Source organism: Paenibacillus sp. MAHUQ-45 (genome assembly GCF_058133325.1).
Window position 1 is genome coordinate 416,357 of the sequence record NZ_JBYUPV010000003.1, and the last position, 18,116, is coordinate 434,472.

General features: G+C 45.4%; 15 protein-coding genes. 7 read left to right on the forward strand and 8 right to left on the reverse strand.

The window, feature by feature from the left end; translation table 11 throughout:
* Positions 1–210: 210 nt before the first annotated feature.
* The gene (locus AC3Y23_RS09200) at positions 211–1,713 is read left to right on the forward strand and encodes a glycoside hydrolase family 30 protein (RefSeq protein WP_379197924.1); all 1,503 of its coding nucleotides are present in this window, start codon (positions 211–213) and stop codon (positions 1,711–1,713) included.
* Positions 1,714–1,786: 73 nt separating this feature from the next.
* Here AC3Y23_RS09200 and AC3Y23_RS09205 read toward each other — a convergent pair whose 3' ends face one another.
* From AC3Y23_RS09205 to AC3Y23_RS09235, 7 genes are all read right to left on the reverse strand, one after another.
* Complete coding sequence (locus tag AC3Y23_RS09205) at positions 1,787–2,929, reverse strand: Ger(x)C family spore germination protein (protein WP_379197926.1); 1,143 nt, start codon at positions 2,927–2,929, stop codon at positions 1,787–1,789.
* Positions 2,929–4,377 (reverse strand): spore germination protein, encoded by a 1,449-nt coding sequence (locus AC3Y23_RS09210; protein WP_379197928.1) that lies wholly within the window; start codon positions 4,375–4,377, stop codon positions 2,929–2,931. Before AC3Y23_RS09210 ends, AC3Y23_RS09205 begins: the two co-directional genes overlap by 1 nt.
* Complete coding sequence (locus tag AC3Y23_RS09215) at positions 4,374–5,468, reverse strand: GerAB/ArcD/ProY family transporter (RefSeq protein ID WP_379197930.1); 1,095 nt, start codon at positions 5,466–5,468, stop codon at positions 4,374–4,376. Before AC3Y23_RS09215 ends, AC3Y23_RS09210 begins: the two co-directional genes overlap by 4 nt.
* A gap of 168 nt (positions 5,469–5,636) precedes the next feature.
* Complete coding sequence (locus tag AC3Y23_RS09220; protein ID WP_379197932.1) at positions 5,637–6,524, reverse strand: DMT family transporter; 888 nt, start codon at positions 6,522–6,524, stop codon at positions 5,637–5,639.
* 151 nt (positions 6,525–6,675) lie between these two features.
* On the reverse strand, positions 6,676–7,404 hold the full coding sequence (locus AC3Y23_RS09225) for a helix-turn-helix transcriptional regulator (RefSeq protein ID WP_379197934.1): 729 nt from the start codon (positions 7,402–7,404) through the stop codon (positions 6,676–6,678).
* Positions 7,405–7,490: 86 nt separating this feature from the next.
* A complete protein-coding gene (shc, locus tag AC3Y23_RS09230) occupies positions 7,491–9,383 on the reverse strand; it encodes a squalene--hopene cyclase (RefSeq protein WP_379197936.1) in 1,893 nt (630 codons plus the stop codon).
* A gap of 234 nt (positions 9,384–9,617) precedes the next feature.
* Positions 9,618–10,061, reverse strand: a complete 444-nt coding sequence (locus AC3Y23_RS09235) for an OsmC family protein (RefSeq protein ID WP_175371058.1) — start codon at positions 10,059–10,061, stop codon at positions 9,618–9,620.
* A gap of 272 nt (positions 10,062–10,333) precedes the next feature.
* On the opposite strand from AC3Y23_RS09235, the gene AC3Y23_RS09240 reads away from it, so the two are divergent.
* The 5 genes from AC3Y23_RS09240 (at position 10,334) to AC3Y23_RS09260 (ending at position 16,190) form a co-directional block, all read left to right on the forward strand.
* Positions 10,334–10,822 (forward strand): YfbM family protein, encoded by a 489-nt coding sequence (locus tag AC3Y23_RS09240; protein WP_379197938.1) that lies wholly within the window; start codon positions 10,334–10,336, stop codon positions 10,820–10,822.
* Between the two features lie 134 nt (positions 10,823–10,956).
* Positions 10,957–12,084, forward strand: a complete 1,128-nt coding sequence (locus AC3Y23_RS09245) for an NAD(P)/FAD-dependent oxidoreductase (RefSeq protein ID WP_379197940.1) — start codon at positions 10,957–10,959, stop codon at positions 12,082–12,084.
* A gap of 159 nt (positions 12,085–12,243) precedes the next feature.
* Positions 12,244–13,449, forward strand: a complete 1,206-nt coding sequence (locus AC3Y23_RS09250) for a GerAB/ArcD/ProY family transporter (protein WP_379197942.1) — start codon at positions 12,244–12,246, stop codon at positions 13,447–13,449.
* A 36-nt stretch (positions 13,450–13,485) separates the two neighbouring features.
* The gene (locus AC3Y23_RS09255; RefSeq protein ID WP_379197944.1) at positions 13,486–15,021 is read left to right on the forward strand and encodes a spore germination protein; all 1,536 of its coding nucleotides are present in this window, start codon (positions 13,486–13,488) and stop codon (positions 15,019–15,021) included.
* The gene (locus tag AC3Y23_RS09260) at positions 15,018–16,190 is read left to right on the forward strand and encodes a Ger(x)C family spore germination protein (protein WP_379197946.1); all 1,173 of its coding nucleotides are present in this window, start codon (positions 15,018–15,020) and stop codon (positions 16,188–16,190) included. Before AC3Y23_RS09255 ends, AC3Y23_RS09260 begins: the two co-directional genes overlap by 4 nt.
* A 277-nt stretch (positions 16,191–16,467) precedes the next feature.
* Here the strand turns inward: AC3Y23_RS09260 and AC3Y23_RS09265 are convergent, their stop codons facing one another.
* A complete protein-coding gene (locus tag AC3Y23_RS09265; protein WP_379197948.1) occupies positions 16,468–16,896 on the reverse strand; it encodes a MarR family winged helix-turn-helix transcriptional regulator in 429 nt (142 codons plus the stop codon).
* Between the two features lie 299 nt (positions 16,897–17,195).
* On the opposite strand from AC3Y23_RS09265, the gene AC3Y23_RS09270 reads away from it, so the two are divergent.
* On the forward strand, positions 17,196–18,113 hold the full coding sequence (locus AC3Y23_RS09270) for an NAD(P)/FAD-dependent oxidoreductase (protein ID WP_379197950.1): 918 nt from the start codon (positions 17,196–17,198) through the stop codon (positions 18,111–18,113).
* Positions 18,114–18,116 lie beyond the last annotated feature (3 nt).

Below are 18,116 nucleotides of genomic sequence, written 5' to 3' on the forward strand. Positions count from 1 at the left end.
TCCCAGCAGAGTGTATAACTATTAATGAAAACGATTACATTGAATGTTTGAATAAACCTGAGCCCGCTAAATTTGACTTGTTAAGAGGAGGTGTGAACGGAGAGAGCTGGTAAAAATCAGATTCGACACTATTTTTTGCTGCAAAATGAAATCGATTTCATTTTCTGCTATTTTGCATTATAGCCTACAAATCAAAAAGGAGTTGAGTTCATGAAAATATGGAAAAAGAGTGCTCTTGTACTGCTGTCCGGTCTTTTGATCTCTGCTGGTTCAACAGTACCTAATGCGGCCCACGCTGCTGGGGAACAGGTGGAGGTATGGATTTCGACCTCAGATCCCAATTCTGAACCCGCTGTTGGACTGAGTCCGACTGCCCGGCTGACCCGGATCGCGGATAAGAATTTCAGTAGTAATTCTGGCAATGCTGATGTCACGATTACAGTGAATGAGAACCAAAGGTATCAACAGATGGATGGTTTTGGCGTCTCTCTGACGGATGCTTCGGCCTGGCTTATGAACTACAAACTGGATAACACTAAACGTGCAGAAGTGATGGAGCGGCTGTTCGGAACTACGGGAATTGGTCTCAGCCTGCTGAGGCAACCTATCGGGAGCTCGGATTTTGCTTGGGCAGCCTATACGTATGCTGATGCGCCAAACGATACGTCACTGAACCAATTTACAATCGACCGGGACAAGGCTTATATTCTTCCAATGGTGAAAGCAGCTATCGCTAAGAATCCTAATATCAAAGTCATGGGCTCACCATGGAGTGCACCAGCCTGGATGAAATATTCCAATACGTTGAATGGTGGCAAGCTAAGAGCAGAGCACTATGGAACTTATGCGAACTATTTCAAAAAATACATCGAGGCCTATCAAGCAGAGGGAGTACCTATTTATGCCGTAACCCTGCAAAATGAACCCCTGTATGAACCATCCCATTATCCTTCTATGGGCATGAATATACAAGATCAAACAGGCTTTATTGGCGACTATCTCGGACCTACGCTGCGTAATGCAGGGATCAACACCAAAATCATCGCTTTCGACCATAACTATCTGGATTGGAACTTCCCTAATCAGGTTATTACCAATCTTAAGAATGCGGGCAAAGGCAGCTACGTTTCTGGTAGCGCTTTCCACCACTATGATAGCGGGGACGGCTCGCAGATGACTTCGATCCACAATAATCATCCGGATAAGGACGTCTGGTTCACGGAGGGTGGCTTCGGCAACTGGAATGATCCGCAGAACGGTACATCGAGCGGGTTCGATAATATGATCAATGAGTTTATCAATATTACGAGAAACTGGTCCAAGTCGATCATTACCTGGAACGCTGCCCTGGATCAAAAAGATGGTCCGGCCCTGCTTGCGGCGAACAACAGCAATAAAGGTATGCTAACGATCCGCAATTCGGATAACCGTAATGACGCGCCTGAGAACAATGTAACGTATCATAAGCAATACTATTTGCTCGGTCACTTCAGTAAATTTGTTGTACCGAATGCTTATCGCATTGACAGTAACACCGGATCAGAAGTTAAAAACGTCGCATTCCGCAATCCAGACGGCTCTAAAGTCGTAGTGGCGTACAACTCTTCCAGCGCACAGCGTAATGTGAAAATCCAGTGGGGCAGCCAAAGCTTCACTGTTACTATTCCAGGCAAGTCGGTCATGACTTACAAATGGAGCGGGACCGTTTCATAAAATCATATCATCAGGCCTTCGATACTTGATATCGAGGGCCCTTTTATGATCTGATGCGATTCTTTGTATAGATTTACTTCATTTTGGAAATACCGCCGCTGATCAGGTTCACTTTGATATCGAGCTTGTCAATGCTATTCGAATCGAGAGGTACTAGCCCCTTATCATTTAACTTGTTCCACGTTTGTGCATTGTTACGATAGAAGACATCCGATAGTCCATATACATCGGCACCAATCTCTAGACCTTTTGTGTAAGTCTTCATAATTTGCTCATTAATCTCTTCTATAGCTCTCAGTTCAAGCTTTTTCTTACTTAGATTTGTGCTGATCTCAGGAAGAGTGGCCTGCATAGACAATTTTATCTCGAAGACAGGTTTGCCGTTCTTCAGCTTGGGACGAATGGAGGATTTAATTTTGTTCATGACCAACAAAGCGAGGATGTCGTTTTGTTCATCCTTAATAACCAGGGGTGTTCTTATCGTACTTTTTTCAAGCCATCTATTCCCTAAAACATCGTTATCCTTCAAGCAGCCCCGAAATTGCTGGTTCTGCAGAAAACAAATTCCCTTCATGCTAATATTGGGTGAGGACGCTTTGTTACTGGTCCAGGCCGGTATAATTTCTAGATAAGGTAGTTGAACCGTTTCCGCTTTTTCTCTCCACTTCCAAATAAACTTGTAGAGGTACATCGGAGCGATGATGGAACTCTGTTCATAAATTCGCATAGGACTGTTAAGCTGCGAGTAGATCACCGATAAATCGGCGATTGACGTCGTATTCAGCACTTTATCCATGGAATCACTAGTCCCCATGGTCCAAACGGTATAACGAAATTCATAGTATCGATCCCACACTTCCAATACCTGGTTTACAACCTCTCTCTTCTTTAGCGCTGCTTCACTAAAAACGATCGTCTTCACATTACTCCAGACAATTCTTTGCGGGCTAGTCGAATACAAATTGAAAATCGCAGTATCAAAGGATTCACCGTCAGCTTTTCCTACGTATGTTTTCTGTTCCTGGGCTTGACCTGATTCTTTCTTGGCGATGCCACTAAAGTTAACCATCTGGATGTAAACAACGACCTTGTTATCTACATAATCGACTCCGAGTGTATTCACATAGATCATGTGCTCAATTTCCTTTGCTCCCCAACAACCTGTAAGGAGTGTGGAAAGCAGTGCAGGTATAAGAATGCATCGGATTATTCTCATTATCGATCTCGTCCTTTAATCCTCGTATTGTCAGTTAATCTTTTTTTCCCCCATGGCATTCTGAAAAACACCTTATACCATTCCTTAAACTGTGGCGGGGATAAAGGAGAAAGATAGTAGGTCCCGAAGGAACGTAAATTGACCATAAAGAGGATCAGTGCAAGCAGACAAGTCATCGTTCCAAACAACCCAAGAAACCCGCTAATGATGAGCACGGCAACCCGAAACAAGCTAACAACGCTAACTAATGACTGATTTACTAATGTAAAAGTGGCAAGTACTGAAATGGCGATAACCACAATCGTACCTGGACCTGCAATCCCAGCAGATATGGCCGCCTGACCAATAATCAGACCTCCCACCACCGACAAGGTCTGGCCAAAAGCGGAAGGCAATCGCATGCCCGCTTCCCGGAAAATTTCAAACAAAATAAGCATGACAATGGCTTCTAAAGGAGCGGGAAGAGGCACTCCCTGTCTGGAGTTGACTAAGGTTGCAAGCAATGTAAACGGGATTTGATCCTGGTGAAACGTAGTGATTGCGATCCAAAAACCCGGTAAAAACAAGGAAAGCAACACACCGAATACTCTTAATAACCTCGAAAAAGCAACAAAGAAATTCACCATATGTGCATCTTCCGAGGTGTTTAGCAAAAAGTTAAAGGTCACCGGCGCCATTATTACAGTAGGTGAACCATTCGTTAAAAGTACAAATTTACCATGAAGAAGCGAATTGGCTGCATAATCAGGTCTTCCTGTATAAGTGAATAATGGAAATAACGAAAATCGGGTCAGACTTTCTTCAAGCTGGGTACTACTAATCAATCCCCTCATTTGAACATTGTTCAGTTTTGTCTTTATTAAATGTAAAACATGAGGCTTGATCGTATCCTTGAGATATAAGAGATGAACTTTAGTCGCAGTTTGGGTTCCAATCGTGAATTCTTCAACCGCTAATAATTCGGTTTGGAGTCTTTTGCGAATAAGGGCAATATTGGTGAAAGAATCTTCTGTAAAGCCATCCTTCGGTCCCCGAGTTGACACTTCCGTATTCGGCTCCTCAGGTTGACGTTTAGGTGGATCAGCCAATTTGACAGTGAAGAACTGATTCGAAGGTGTAAATATCAGAAGAAGATCACCGCCCAGCACGGTTTCTTTCATCGATTGTTCGATCTCATCCATTGGCAGGGAAGTCATATGAAACGGAACCTTCTGCTGAAGATCAAGTCCATTGGATAAAAGGATAGATTCTGGAATTTTTTTTAATTCGGGTATAATGAATTGCTCCACCTTGACTACATCGCACAATCCCTGACAATAAACCAGTTGTACGGCATAATCCGAGGTAGACAAAGAGAGATCCATTCTCAAGATATCCGAACTTGACCCGAATAATGTTATAACTACATCCTCGATTTTTTGGGAATCCTTTTGCTCTTGCCCTGTCATGATGCTGCTTTCCCCTTTCGATGAGCCAAGCTAATCAACCCCGCAATAACTACAGAAAAAATCAGCACCCCCCATAAAGAAAAGGGAAGTACGTAGGAAGATAATAATTTCAGAAAAAATTGATCACTAAAAGGGATAGCTGTGAACACTACAATCATTAAAAAAATGCATCCAAGTATCCACATCTTCATTTTTTTGCTTTGAATTTGGAATATGTCGAGAATAAGGAACATGGTTAGGGAAATTCTCAGAAAAGCACCGCTGAACCATTGGTAAACACTAAAAAAGTCCAAATGCTCAATGTAACTGCCAATCGTCAATAATCTCCATTCTTCATATGCAGGAAACCTGAGTTTACCTGCCTCATCCGGACCAAATTCAACAATTGCTCCAATAATCGGCCCCATGGTGAGACCCAAAATAAGCAGGATCATAATCAGAAATGAAATGTAGGAGAGGCGAGATTTGATGTGATGCTGCATAAATAGAAGCATGATGACCTCAACAAAACCCGCACCAACGTAGAGAGTTCCGTTCCAGACTGGTTGTAGGCCATGCTCAAGTATAGGTTTTAACAAGGAATAATCTTTATGGGTTGTGTTAGAGAACATTATAAAAAAGCCCAATATAACAACAAAAGGCAATAAAATACCGGCGGTATTAGCGAGGGAATGAATGCCTAAATAAGCATTTATGGCAGAAATAAAAAGTAAGATGAGAGTAAGTACCAGTATGGGGGTCTCCGGGGAAAAGGTGAGATGCACCCAATATACGGTGTCCCTAGTTGTAAGCATGCATATCACAAACAAATATACGCCAGCGAACACGGCAAGCATACGGCCAACGAAGGGATGATATGCTTTTGCCAGCCATTCGAAAAGATGCTGTTTCTTAATTTTGGTACTGCTAATGTGCAGAATAAAAATCCAGACTAGCGCACAGGCGCCTGCCAACAGTACCGAGATCCAAGCGTCCCGCTTTGCCGCATCCAGCAGGATAGGAATGATGATGACATGATTTAGAAGGCCAGTGCTCAGCATAATAATCATGGTGGATTGAATAAACGAGATGTTTGTTTTTATTTTCCCCATCCTCCTAAATAAACCGGCTCATCTTTACCTTATAGTGTCATTCTTTTCAGTGAAATATTCTGCTAAATCATCGAGAAGCTTTTACGAAATAAGCAATACAACGCAAAAAAACGTAGTCAGTGCACTTATTGTGCAGCGGCTACGGTTTTTTCACTGTGGGACCCTGGTTCAGTTCTTTCGAGGTTTAACTTTTGCAAATAGCTTAATATTGCCCGATAAGAATAGCCCAATCACAACAACGACAGTTGCCACGATATCAAAGGAGGTTACTTGTTCATGGAGAACAACCGCTGCCAGAATAAAGCCGAATATAGGCGTCATGAACAACCAATTGTTAGCTCTAACAGGGTCTTGTTTTAATAGATAGAACCAAAGCAACATAGTCCCGATGGAGATGACGAAGACCAACCAAAGCAGCGAGCCAAGGAGATGCATATCCGGCTTTAAGAAAAAGATATCCTTTTCGAGAAAATAGGCAATGGGCAGTGCTACGATCCCACCGATACATAACTGCCACGTGTTGATCACGATGCTGGGTAAATCCAGATTGATCTTCTTGAAATAAACACTCCCCACTGCCATTGAGAGCATCCCGATCCCTAAAATGATCAGGCCGCTTATACTAGCCTCGCCACCCGCGATAGACGGCCAGGTAGCTATCAACAATCCGCAGGCCGCGACTAACATCCCCAACCATTCTTTTATCGAAATGCCTCGTTTCAGCCAGAGATAGGAGAGGAAGGCAACGAGAAAAGGATTGGTGGCCACGAACAAATTAAACAAGCCCGCGGACACATAGGTTAACGCCCAAAAAGTCGCTCCCAAGTAAATTGTTGTGTTCAGAAGTCCCAGCACAATTAGCGGCAGCCATTGCCGGGGCTTCGGCCAGGAAAATTTCCTGTTCAATCCGTACACATACAGAAAAAGCAGCAGTCCGGCCGAAAGAAAACGAAACGTGGCCAATGCCAGTGGTGTTGTAGAGTCCAACCCGAATTTGGTGGCTATGGCCGCAGAGGACCATAAGAATGTGAATAGTAAACCCAATGTTGTCGACATGATTCTGCTCCTTCAAATGAAATGCCCAAAAACCGCGATTCACAGACAATCACAGTTATAAGGGGAACTTGCCATGTACTTGCACGGGTCAAGTTCATATTCATTTTACAGGGTCAGAAGTGGGCATTTTTGTCTGGATTTCAGGTTGATTTTACACCGTGCCAGATGTGGTATGCTGTTTACGGTATTGGCTCGGGGTTGTCTTCTCGATTTGTTGGAACAAACGGGTTAAGGAAGATTGATGCTCCAAGCCTACTTGAAGGGCAATCTGCAGCATGGAGTAGTTGGTTTCGCGCAGTAATTGCTTCGCTTTATTCAACCGGACGTCTTGCAGATAACTGGACGGTGTTGTCCCAGTTTCTCTAATAAACCAATCAGAATAATATGACCGATTATAATGCTCTAGTTCCGCTAACTGCTGCACCGTTATATTCTCGTGATAGTGCTCATGAATATACTGGATGGATCTAGGCTGCCGCTGACTGATTAAATTATGCGAAATATAAGGGTACAGCTCTTTAAGAGCGGAAGGAGAGGCCGCTTCTTGGCTCAATTCATTCAGGATAAGATACCGGATGCCTTTCCACTTGTTGTTTAACGCGTACGGGGTTCCTTTATGGTCCAGCCTGCTGGATGGAATCATCACATCTGGAATATCCAACACCAGAAACTCGTTACGTACATTGGAATGAAAAGAATGATCACATTTAGGAGGGACGTAAAATAATAGCTCGTCACCGAGCACATAATTTTCAGCACCTGCTTCGATAGCCATTTCACCTTGCAGCGGCAAAATTAATTGTGCATAGGGGTGGGAGTGTGTCACCCGAGAGGCGGTATAGGTTCGTCGTTCTGCTATAAGTTCTCTATGGATGTTCATGGTAAGTTCCCCCTCGACAGTTCAACAACGTTAATATATATATCCTTACGATTACTTTTGCCTAATTCTACGATGAATTCATTGATCTAGCAATCCCCGTATTTCTGTCTGTAATGACTTAATGCGAGCAGCGGCCAGATGTAACGGTAGCTATGATAATGGATATAAAAGTTGCCGGGGAGACCAGCACCTGTTGGATAAACAGTCTTCCAATCATCTTCATGCATGGAGGTAATAAGCTTGCGAATCCCTTGATCTATCGCGGGTATTGGCTTTGGGTGAGTGGCGATTAGCGCATCTAAAGCCCAGGCTGTTTGGGAGGGGGTGCTTTCACCTAAAGGGACATAATGAAGAAGGCGATCACTATGGCAGGATTCTCCCCAGCCGCCGTCCGGGTTTTGGATGCTTAAGAGCCACTGGGCTCCTTTTTGCACGGAATCATGACTTGTCGGCACGCCGACAGCCACCAAACCGGTTAATGCAGCCCATGTCCCATATATGTAACAAACACCCCATCGTCCATACCATGAACCATCCTTCTCCTGATTATGGATTAACCATTTACTGCCCCGTTTGATGAATTCGTGCCGCATATCTAGCCCGGTAAAGTTCCCGAGATACTCCAAGGTACGGCCTGTAAGATCTGCCTCGGAGGGATCGGTGGCTGCGGATTTGGCACCGTCGATGGCGAGCCATGTGAGCATTTCTTTGTTGGTGTTTTTTTCAAAAGCCGGCCAGCCGCCGTCTTTATTCTGCATGGACAGCACCCAATTCAGTCCGCGATTCCAGGATTCCTGATACGCTCCCGTTGTTCTTGACAAGCTATAGAGCGCCCGTAATGCAGCTGTCGTGTCATCTACATCCGGATTAATCGTATTAGACTCGGAAAAACCCCATCCTCCCGGTTCTACATTGGGATTGTGGATGCTCCAATCTCCCCGTTTATGGTGCTGTCTAGACAGCAAATAGGATGCAGCACGAGTAATCGCTTTGTGATCATCTCCTATTCGGGACTCTTGCAAAGCATAAGAGATTAGAGCAGTATCCCATATGGTGGAGGGAGAGTTTTGCATTGTTGTTTTAGCTGGGGAACGGTACTGCATCGCTGTAAGTCCTTCAATAGCTTTAGTAATCAGAGGGTGCTGCTCATCGTATTTCAGGGCCAGCAGGGCAAAAATCATCAGAATTGTACTGGTAGCGTAGCTGTAGAGGGTGCTGTCAGATTCGATGCGTTGGAGTATGAACTGTTCTGCCTTGTCCCTGGCGGCTTCATGGATAGAGCGGGGTGTTCCAATAAGTCTGCTTAAACCTGAGTGAATGTCATCTTGCATCTCCTGATACCCGTGTAAGTCCGGCTCCTCAACGTCAATTCGTGAGTCTAAGAGGTCTGACAGGTCGGGAGCATCAGCGGTTGTAATCGAGAAACGCCGGTCGGCCATGATCAGCATAGGGGTGAGGTGGACTCTTGAATAACCGGAGAACTCATAATAATTAATGGGGAAGTAATTGGGGAACATCAGCACTTCCAGCGGAATGAGGGAGATCGATAAAGGCCATTTGGATTGCCCGGTAGCAGCGAGAATGGCTTTAGTTAAAATGCTGGTGACTTTTGCAAGTCCACCTTTGGACTGGATATAACGCTTGGCTCGCTGGATAGGCTCGTCTGTGATTTTGCTGTATCCGGAATAGAGCAGGGCGTAGTAAGCTTCCACAGTTGCGGATAAGTTCCCGTCCTCTTCATCTGGGTATAATCTCCAGAACCCTCCTGGCTGCTGTTCGTTAAGGATACGGTCATACAGCTTCCGGATCAGCGCCTCATTCTGCACATTCAATATCCGGAACAGAATAATGACATAGGCATCAATGACGATTCCGTTCTCAAAACAATAATGCCACGATCCGTCTTGCCGCTGCTGCTGCAACAGAAATGATGTCAGCCGGTCAATTTCCTTATCTACTGTGCTAAGAACATCGCTCATTCTTGGGTACCTCCGAAGACCGTAATTAGTCGCATTATATGAAATTATATGATGATGGAATGGTGGAGATGATTGAGTCAACTTTATTGCAGCAGCTTGTGGCAGAGCCAATAAGAGTTTTTGTTAGATCGGATCATGTAATTCTGAATAAAAGTTATAGGGCTGCAAAGTTGCTAGGTAGCAACTCTACAGCCCTATTGTAGCTTGAAAGCGATTCCGTTTATTAATTTTCAACTATTCAATTACTATGCGGTTCAACTTGAGATTGACTGGAGCGGCAAGGGTGTCGCCTACAGGGCATTTACTCTCTAGAAATTGCACGAATTGCTCGATTCTTTCGGCAGGCGATGAGGATTTTATGTAGAAGGTGTAGCGAATATCGGAGTATCCTGGACGGACTTCAGATCGGTTGAAAAATCCATCGAGATCCAGATCACCTTCAACCTCAACTCTGAAATCTTCCAGCTCTACTTCAAACTTGGGAGCATAGACTCGGGCTACAATGGATTGGCAAGCGCCTAAAGAGGCAAGCAAAGCCTCGACAGGATTCATTCCTGTATCCGTACCTCCAAGGCTTTGAGGTTCGTCGATGATGAGCTCGAATTGTCTTGCCTTCGTTACGACTCTGACGCCGTCTTGCAGATGGGCAGTGGCTTTGAACGTTTGAACATTTGGCATGAGGTAGGCTCCTTTTTCTGGACGCTCCATAAAGTGATGGGAAGCTTCGCGGTGTTTTAAATCCTAGTATTTAACTTTGATTAATTTAGATTATAGTTCTATTGCTTACAATCTGTCAATCTTTGAGAGATTAGCACCTAGACATTAATTTGAATTGGTTATTTGACGTATAAGTAGAGTGGTGGGAGAATTAGTTAATGAAAATAATTCCCCGATGTTACATTTTCAAAGGTCAGTATAGTCATTACTAAAATGGAAAGAAGGATGACGACATGGGAATGCGTGGATATTACTTTGCTATGGATGACAGCTTGGTGCAGCAAATCGCAGCAGGCGAGATTGCATTGAAGAGTTTGAAAATAGACGATTATCCCGGACTGGACATTGATAGATCCTGGGAGGCAATCCACTATTTGCTTTGTGGAGTTATTTCCGATGGAGATGCCCCTCTTGGCTATGTTGTTCCGCTGACGTCAGACAAAGGTATCGAATTCGGCTCATTCGGGGCGTTCTCCTTACGCGCCGGGCAAGTTGCAGAAGCGCTTCAGGCTATGTCTGAGCTGGATGAAGAGCAGCTCCGCCTGCGGTATGATTTCCCGGCCATGGTAAAGGAGGAGGTATATCCCCTTGACCCTGAAACTGTTTCAGACGAGGATAAGGACGAGTTCTTTGGCTATATGCTTCAGTATTTTAACGAAATCCAGCGTTTCTACAGCCAAACTGTAGCCGAGGGTAAAGGTCTTATCTTCTATATTTTCTGATTCCAATAATTTGAATCCTCGCAAGCGGCTGCGGGGTTTATGATCATTCCTGGGGTGTGAGTCATACGGAGGGGGTCTATGAGCTAAGTCTGATATAATTAATAGATGCAGAGATTAAGGGAAGGAATGTTATTGTGAAGAAAGTTATCATCATTGGATCAGGAATTCTAGGAGCTTCGACAGCTTATCAGCTAGCAAAAATGGGTGCAGAGGTCCTTATCATAGATCGTCAGGATAGCGGACAGGCTACGGATGCGGCAGCGGGCATAATCTGCCCCTGGCTTTCTCAAAGGCGCAATCAGGCGTGGTACCAGCTGGCAAAGTCCGGCGCACGTTTCTACCCCGGATTAATTACTGAACTCTTAAACGAAGGGGAAACTGAGACGGGCTATGCACAAGTAGGCGCGCTTAGTATTCATCATGATCTGGAGAAAATCGGGAAGATGGAGGAACGGGCGCAAATACGCAAAACTGATGCACCGGAGATTGGTGAAATAACCCGACTTGATGACAAAGAGACCCATGAGCTATTTCCACTATTAGAAGAAGGTTATCATTCTGTTCAAATTAGCGGAGCCGCTCGGGTCGATGGCCGTGCATTACGCGATGCACTGCTTCGATCTGCGCAAAGAAATGGAGCTGTCCTTGTACACGGGGATGCCAAGCTACAATTTCAAGAAAACCGTGTAACAGGTGCAACTGTCGGTGCACAAAGCTTCCTGGCGGATGAGGTCATAGTTTGTGCAGGGGCATGGGCACCACAGTTGCTGCAACCTTTAGGGGTTCAATTCGAGGTTCGTTATCAAAAAGCACAAATCATGCATTTGCAGGTCGAAGACCAACAAGATATAGGTAGCTGGCCGGTTATCATGCCGCCGTCTGACCAGTACTTGCTGACTTTTGCTGGGCAGAAGATTGTGATTGGGGCGACTCATGAGAACGAGATTGAAGGCTATGATACCAGGATTACCCCCGGGGGGATGCAGGAAGTTCTGAACAAAGGGTTAGAACTGGCACCTGTTCTAGCCAATAGTACGTTTCAAGAGGTACGAGTCGGATTCCGTCCGTTCACACCCGGTTTTCTTCCGGTGCTGGGGGCTATACCTGGCTGGGAGGGACTAATAGCAGCCAACGGTCTGGGAGCGTCGGGGTTGACGATGGGGCCTTTTATCGGCAGCCAGCTGGCGAAGATGGCACTGGGATTGGATCCCGATATTAATATCCTTGATTATGATATTGGACAAGCTTTGAGCAAAATATGAGTTAAGATCACTAACTAATTCTATGAGAGCCTCCTTATCTGTACGACGTACGGGTAAGGGGTTCTTTGCGTTGCATTCGATGTGAACATAATATATGCATGTAAACCCAAAACAAGGTAATAATACAGTTGTTATCGGTAACAAATGGAGGACTCAAATTTGAAACTTACCCGAAATCAAATGATGTGGCTCGTCTTTTGCATAAATGTCGGGCTTCCGATCTATCTGTCCGGGACGATGAAAGTCACCAAGCAGGACGCCTGGTTCAGTGTGATTCTGGCGGGCGTCGCGGGCTTTATCGTGCTGGCATTGGCCGTACGTAACGCAAAATATTTCCCGGGCCAGACTTTTATAGAATTCAGCCAGGAAGTGCTCGGCAAATGGGTGGGGCGGTTTTGGGTGCTTCCTTATTTAGCCTATTGGATGATTTCACTTGGGAATACCTTGCGATCCGTCGTTGATTTTATAATCATGGCTTTGTTTCGGGAAACGCCACTTACGGCTGTAGTTATTGTCTTGTTTGTCGTCGTTGCCTTTGCTGTAGCTACGAATGGAATCAACACCATCGCCCGCTGCGCCGAACTGATGGGACCTTTCATTGTGTTGATGTTTTTTTGTATATATATATTGAACTTGAGCAACCTGGATTTTGCATTTCTATTTCCTATCGCTGCTGATACGAGTCCTTTAAACATGGCTAGAGGCACCTTCACAATGATGGAGATGTACGGGGATTCTTATTTGCTTGTGTTGGTCTATGGATTCTTGAACAAACAAAAGGGGGTAACCCCGAAGATTTATGTCGGATTTGTACTGGCGGTTGGGTTAATGGTCCTCACAACGACTTTTATCCTGTTAACCTTCGGACCGGGACTGGCCGCTAAGATGCAATATCCGCTTTATGAGCTGGTCCGGTATATTGAAGTCGGTGAGTTTCTGCAGCGGCTTGAGGTCGTGATGATCGCGCTGTGGGTCTGCAGCGCATTCATCAAGCTGGGGTTTTATTTATTTTGCCTTAGTTACGGGACTGCACAGTGGCTTGGTATTAAGCAATGGAAGCTGCTCATTATTCCCATTTCGGTGCTTGCCGTATGGGCAGCGGGTCTTACGTCCAGTCTGCTGACAACCCGGGCGCTTCTCTTGAGATACATTGATCCGATAGTGCTTCCGCTGCTTTACCTGGTCCTTCCGGTAGTTCTCTGGATCATGATTCTGCTGCACAGACGAAAGCAACAAAAAGCACAAACTGGTGTAGTCCCCAAAATCCCCAAGGTGAGCCTGGGGTGGAAATGGTCCGGGGTTACGCTGCTGATTCTTATGCTCAGTATGTATTACTATGTGTACATTCACTATTTCAAAGTCTAGCCACATGAATAAATCAGGATAAAGCGAGGGATGGTTTTGAGTAACCTGCCACGAAACCCGTCACGGTCAGATCAAACTCCAGACCACGAGTCGCATTCTATCCGTTTGACGGAAGATCTGGATCAGACTGAACAAGCGATGCGGGATATTTTTGCTGACTGTACGGATGTTATATTCAGACACTTTGAGTTTGAGGGCCCTTCCCGGCTGCTCTTCATTTATCTTCAGGGCTTTACCGATCCTCATTTGTTGAATCTCGATATTATTAAGCCTTTGAGTGAGCTTCATAGTAACGAGCCCTTTACTGCTGACGTGCTCAAAACCTACGTATCTTCTATCTCTGAACCCATCACTGATATCGATGAGGCAGCGGGTGCGATTGCTTGCGGTGACATTGTCTGCTTCAGTCATGGGGAAGCGGCTGCGTACAGTATGGAAGTTAGCCAGCCTCCTAAGCGAAGTATTGAGGAGCCCAGCAATGAGGTCGTAGTTCGGGGACCCCGGGAGGGGTTTATCGAGGATTTGAACACCAATATTACGATGCTACGCAGAGCGCTACCTAATCCAACGCTTAAGACCGAGGCTTTCCATGTGGGGGAGACCGTCAAGCGAAAGGTTGTCATCGCCTACCTTAAGAATATAACGCCCGTCGACATCGTGAATGAAGTCAGAGAACGGATTCTGAACATAAAGGCCGATCAGGTCTCGAATTACATGGAAGAGTTCATTGAAGAATCCGCGTTTACCCTGTTTCCGCAGATCCAGAACACAGAACGGCCAGACATTGTCAGCTCCAGTCTACTGGAGGGGAAAGTGGCCATTCTTATCGATGGCAATCCGTTCGTCTTAATTTTGCCGATGACCCTTTTGTCAGGCCTGCAAGCGGCTGATGATTATTACGAGCGGTTCATTTATACGTCGGCAATCCGGGCGGTTCGGCTAATCCTGTTTCTCATCTCCATCTATCTGCCGTCCCTGTACATTTCGATCACTTCCTATCATCCCCAAATGCTGCCGACTAACCTGTTACTGAGCATATTGTCCGCACGTGAAGGGATTCCCCTGCCCGTTGTATTTGAGGTGCTTATTATGGAATTTATGTTCGAAGGACTTAGAGAAGCAGGGCTCAGACTTCCGAAGCAGATCGGCTCTGCAGTCAGCATTGTAGGTGCACTGGTCATTGGACAGGCGGCTGTTCAAGCTGGAATTGTCTCCGCTCCAATGGTAATCGTTGTTGCGGCCACCGGGATTTCCTCTTTTGCAGCTCCCCGCTACAATATCGGTACAGCTGCGCGCATGCTCCGGTTTCCAATGCTGATCCTCGCGGCGTTATTCGGTCTCTTCGGGATTATAATGGGGACGATTCTCTTGATCGTTCGTCTAACGAACCTGTCTTCTTTCGGCACTCCTTATCTGAGTCCACTCGTTGACAGGGAGGGCCAGTCCCTGCGGGATACTTTCATTCGCGCTCCGCGCTGGATGATGCACCGCAGACCGCGTCCGGCCGTGCGGAAAACACCTCCAACGTCCGGCACACCACGATCAAATCCGCGTGAGGAGAGGAATTCATGAGATGGATGCTTCACAGACTGCTTCCCTTGGTTATTATTTCCTGTATGCTCGCCGGATGCTGGGATCGGCTGGAGCTTAATGACCGTGCTGTTATTCTTGGATGGGGGATGGACAAAGATAAGGATGGACAATATTTGGCCAGTGCGATGATTTTCATCCCACAATCGAATACTAACAACAACGGCGATGGGAATTTAGCTTCCCTGAGCAAGCACTTTGAAGTATTTACTGGAAAAGGAAAATCGATTATGGAATCGGCTAATCAGATTCAACCCAAGTTGTCACGTACCATTTTTGCCGGAAACCGTCGAATGATCGTCATCGGCGAGAGTATGGCCAGAGATGGGTTATCCAATATTTTGGACGAATATAGCCGGAATAAAGATGTTCGTCTTAGAACCGATATGATCATTGTGGAGAAGGGGACCGCCTTAAGCTTACTGGAGATGGTGTATCCGCTCGAGGATTCTCCGGCGACGGGAGCGCTGAAAATACATCAAAACACAGGCGGATTGGCAGACAAGGCCATGGTCTATTTTCTGCAAGCTATTAATGATCCGGGAAAGAGCCCAACACTCCCGCTTCTATCTCTATCCAGCAAGGAGCAATCGCATAAACAGGAAATGCAAATGACAGGTATTGCGGTCTTTGATAATAACCTGAAAATGAAATACAAATTAAATGTGGAGGAGACTCATTCCTTTTTTTGGCTCACTAAAAAAATCAATAAATTCAGTATCACGGTCCCCATAAAAGGAAAAGGGGTGATCAATATGGATATGCACCGCTTGTCCAGTAAAATTGCCGTGAAACTGGTTCAGGGAAAACCGCAATTTGAAGTGAAACTCAAAGGTGACGTAGTGATCGTAGAGAACGAAACTGCGCTGCATCTGGATCAGATGGAGGATTTCAGAAAGGCCGAGGAAGCACTTAATCAAAAATGTAAAACAGATATGGAAGCCTTCCTTCAACATATTCAGCAGGAGAAGACGGATGTCGTTGGGTTTAACGGTTATATTCACCGCAAATATCCTCGCACCTGGAGAAAGGTGGAGCCTAGCTGGGGGCATGATTTTGCCAATGCATCTGTTAAAGTAGAGGCGAATATGACTCTCCGCCAAATCGGCCTCACCGGAACCTCTATCGAAAATGAGGAGGACCCGGACTAGAGCAGCTTAATGTATAAAATTTCATTGATGCTATACCTTTTGAAATATGGTGCTAGAGCGTCTGTCGATGACTCGAGAAGGGCACTTCAAGAAAGAAGCTTTTTTCAGAACAAGTGAAAGTGGGCAGCCTATGTGGCATGATGCGTATCAATATTCTATCTTGAATGAAGAATGGAATGTTGATCACTGTAACAAATGAATATTCTTTCAAAAAACACTGATTCCCCACGGGAACAGTGTTTTTTTACAATGCCTTAGGGGCATTCACTGAGTCTCACTATAGATGGTCATTGACTTTCTTCAACAACTCTTTGAAGGTCTGTCGCTCATCCTCGGAGAGGGATTGAATGATTTCTGCCTCCACCTGTTGAAAGGACTGCTCGAAGGCTTCAATAAGCGCAATGCCTTTGGGCAGAACATAGATATTCTTTTGTCGCTCGTTATGGGCAGGGATTTTACGTTCGATGTATCCCTTTTTTTCAAGACCTTGAAGCATGCTGGTGATGCTCGCGCCGCGTACGTGGAAATGATCGGAAAGATCCTTTTGAATCAGACCCTTATCTTGATGTTCATAAATATAGCCGATCATCTTACCTTGCTGAGAATTTAACCCCAATTCTTTGATGCTCTCGTCGGCTCGTTTCTTTATTTTCAGTGAGACAAGTTGCAGCAAATCCAGGCTGAGTGTATCTTGCTCGGTATCCATTAAAGTGCCCTCCTTTGAAATTTGAACAATTATACTTCTAACTATCAGTAGTTGAACTATATAAGGATTTTCTAGTGTTTGTCAACCAACGCTATTAACAAACATCGCTTATAGAGCTTCTTGACAGGTAAATTGAATTAAAGTTATCATAGATACATTAGGTCTGTAATTGAAAAGATGAGCTTCTTGCTTAATATACACTGCCCTTACGACTGTGAAGGGCAGTGCTACAGTTCATTTAATTATAGATATAATATATCTGTATAGTATTTAATATATCTGATGGAGGTATTCAACTTATGACGATCTACGATTGTGCCATTGTCGGCGGCGGGCCGGCAGGATTAAATGCCGCACTGGTGTTAGGTAGAGCGAGAAAGAGTGTGGCGCTTCTTGATAACAGTCAGCCCAGAAATGGGGTGACACATGCCTCTCACGGATACCTTACACAGGATGGGGTTACGCCAGCCGAGTTTCGTCGTGTAGCCTATGAGGAGGTGTTGCGTTATCCATCTGTTCGCCATTTACCGACCGAGGTGATTGATATCCAGAAGACAGATCTTAGTTTTTCTCTGTCCACCTCTTCCGGTGAGCCTGTGATAGCTCGCAAGCTGATATTGGCTACCGGGATGAAGGAGGTGTTTCCCGAGATTGAGGGGCTTCGCGACTTTTACGGGAAAAGTCTGTTCAATTGTCCTTTTTGCGACGGTTGGGAGCTGCGAGATCAACCGCTTGTTGTCGTTTCCGACAATCCTGGTGTATTCCATAAGGTCAAGCTGGTCTTGGGCTATAGCCAGGACATCGTGGTTTGCACGAGCGGCCATGATATTCTGAATACCGATCAGCGGGAGCAGCTTACATCCAGGGGTGTGTCTATCGTGGACACGCCTGTCGCAGCTTTTTCCGGGAGAGAGGGGCTGCTGGAACGGGTACATTTTACAGATGGCACGATTGTGGAGCGCAGGGGAGGATTTATTGATCCTACTTTACTGCCTCACGCCCGGTTCGATAAATCATTAGGCTATGAGATTGCGGACAACGGTGCGATCGTTTCTGATGAGACGGGCAGAACCAAAGTAGCTGGACTATACGCAGCCGGAGATTCGGCCTATGTGATGCCTTCTCAGTTGATTTATGCCGCTGCTTCCGGCAGTAAGGCTGCAATGTCTGTTGTTGCTGATCTGATGGAAGAAGATTGGAGTAAATTCTCGAAGTAGGCT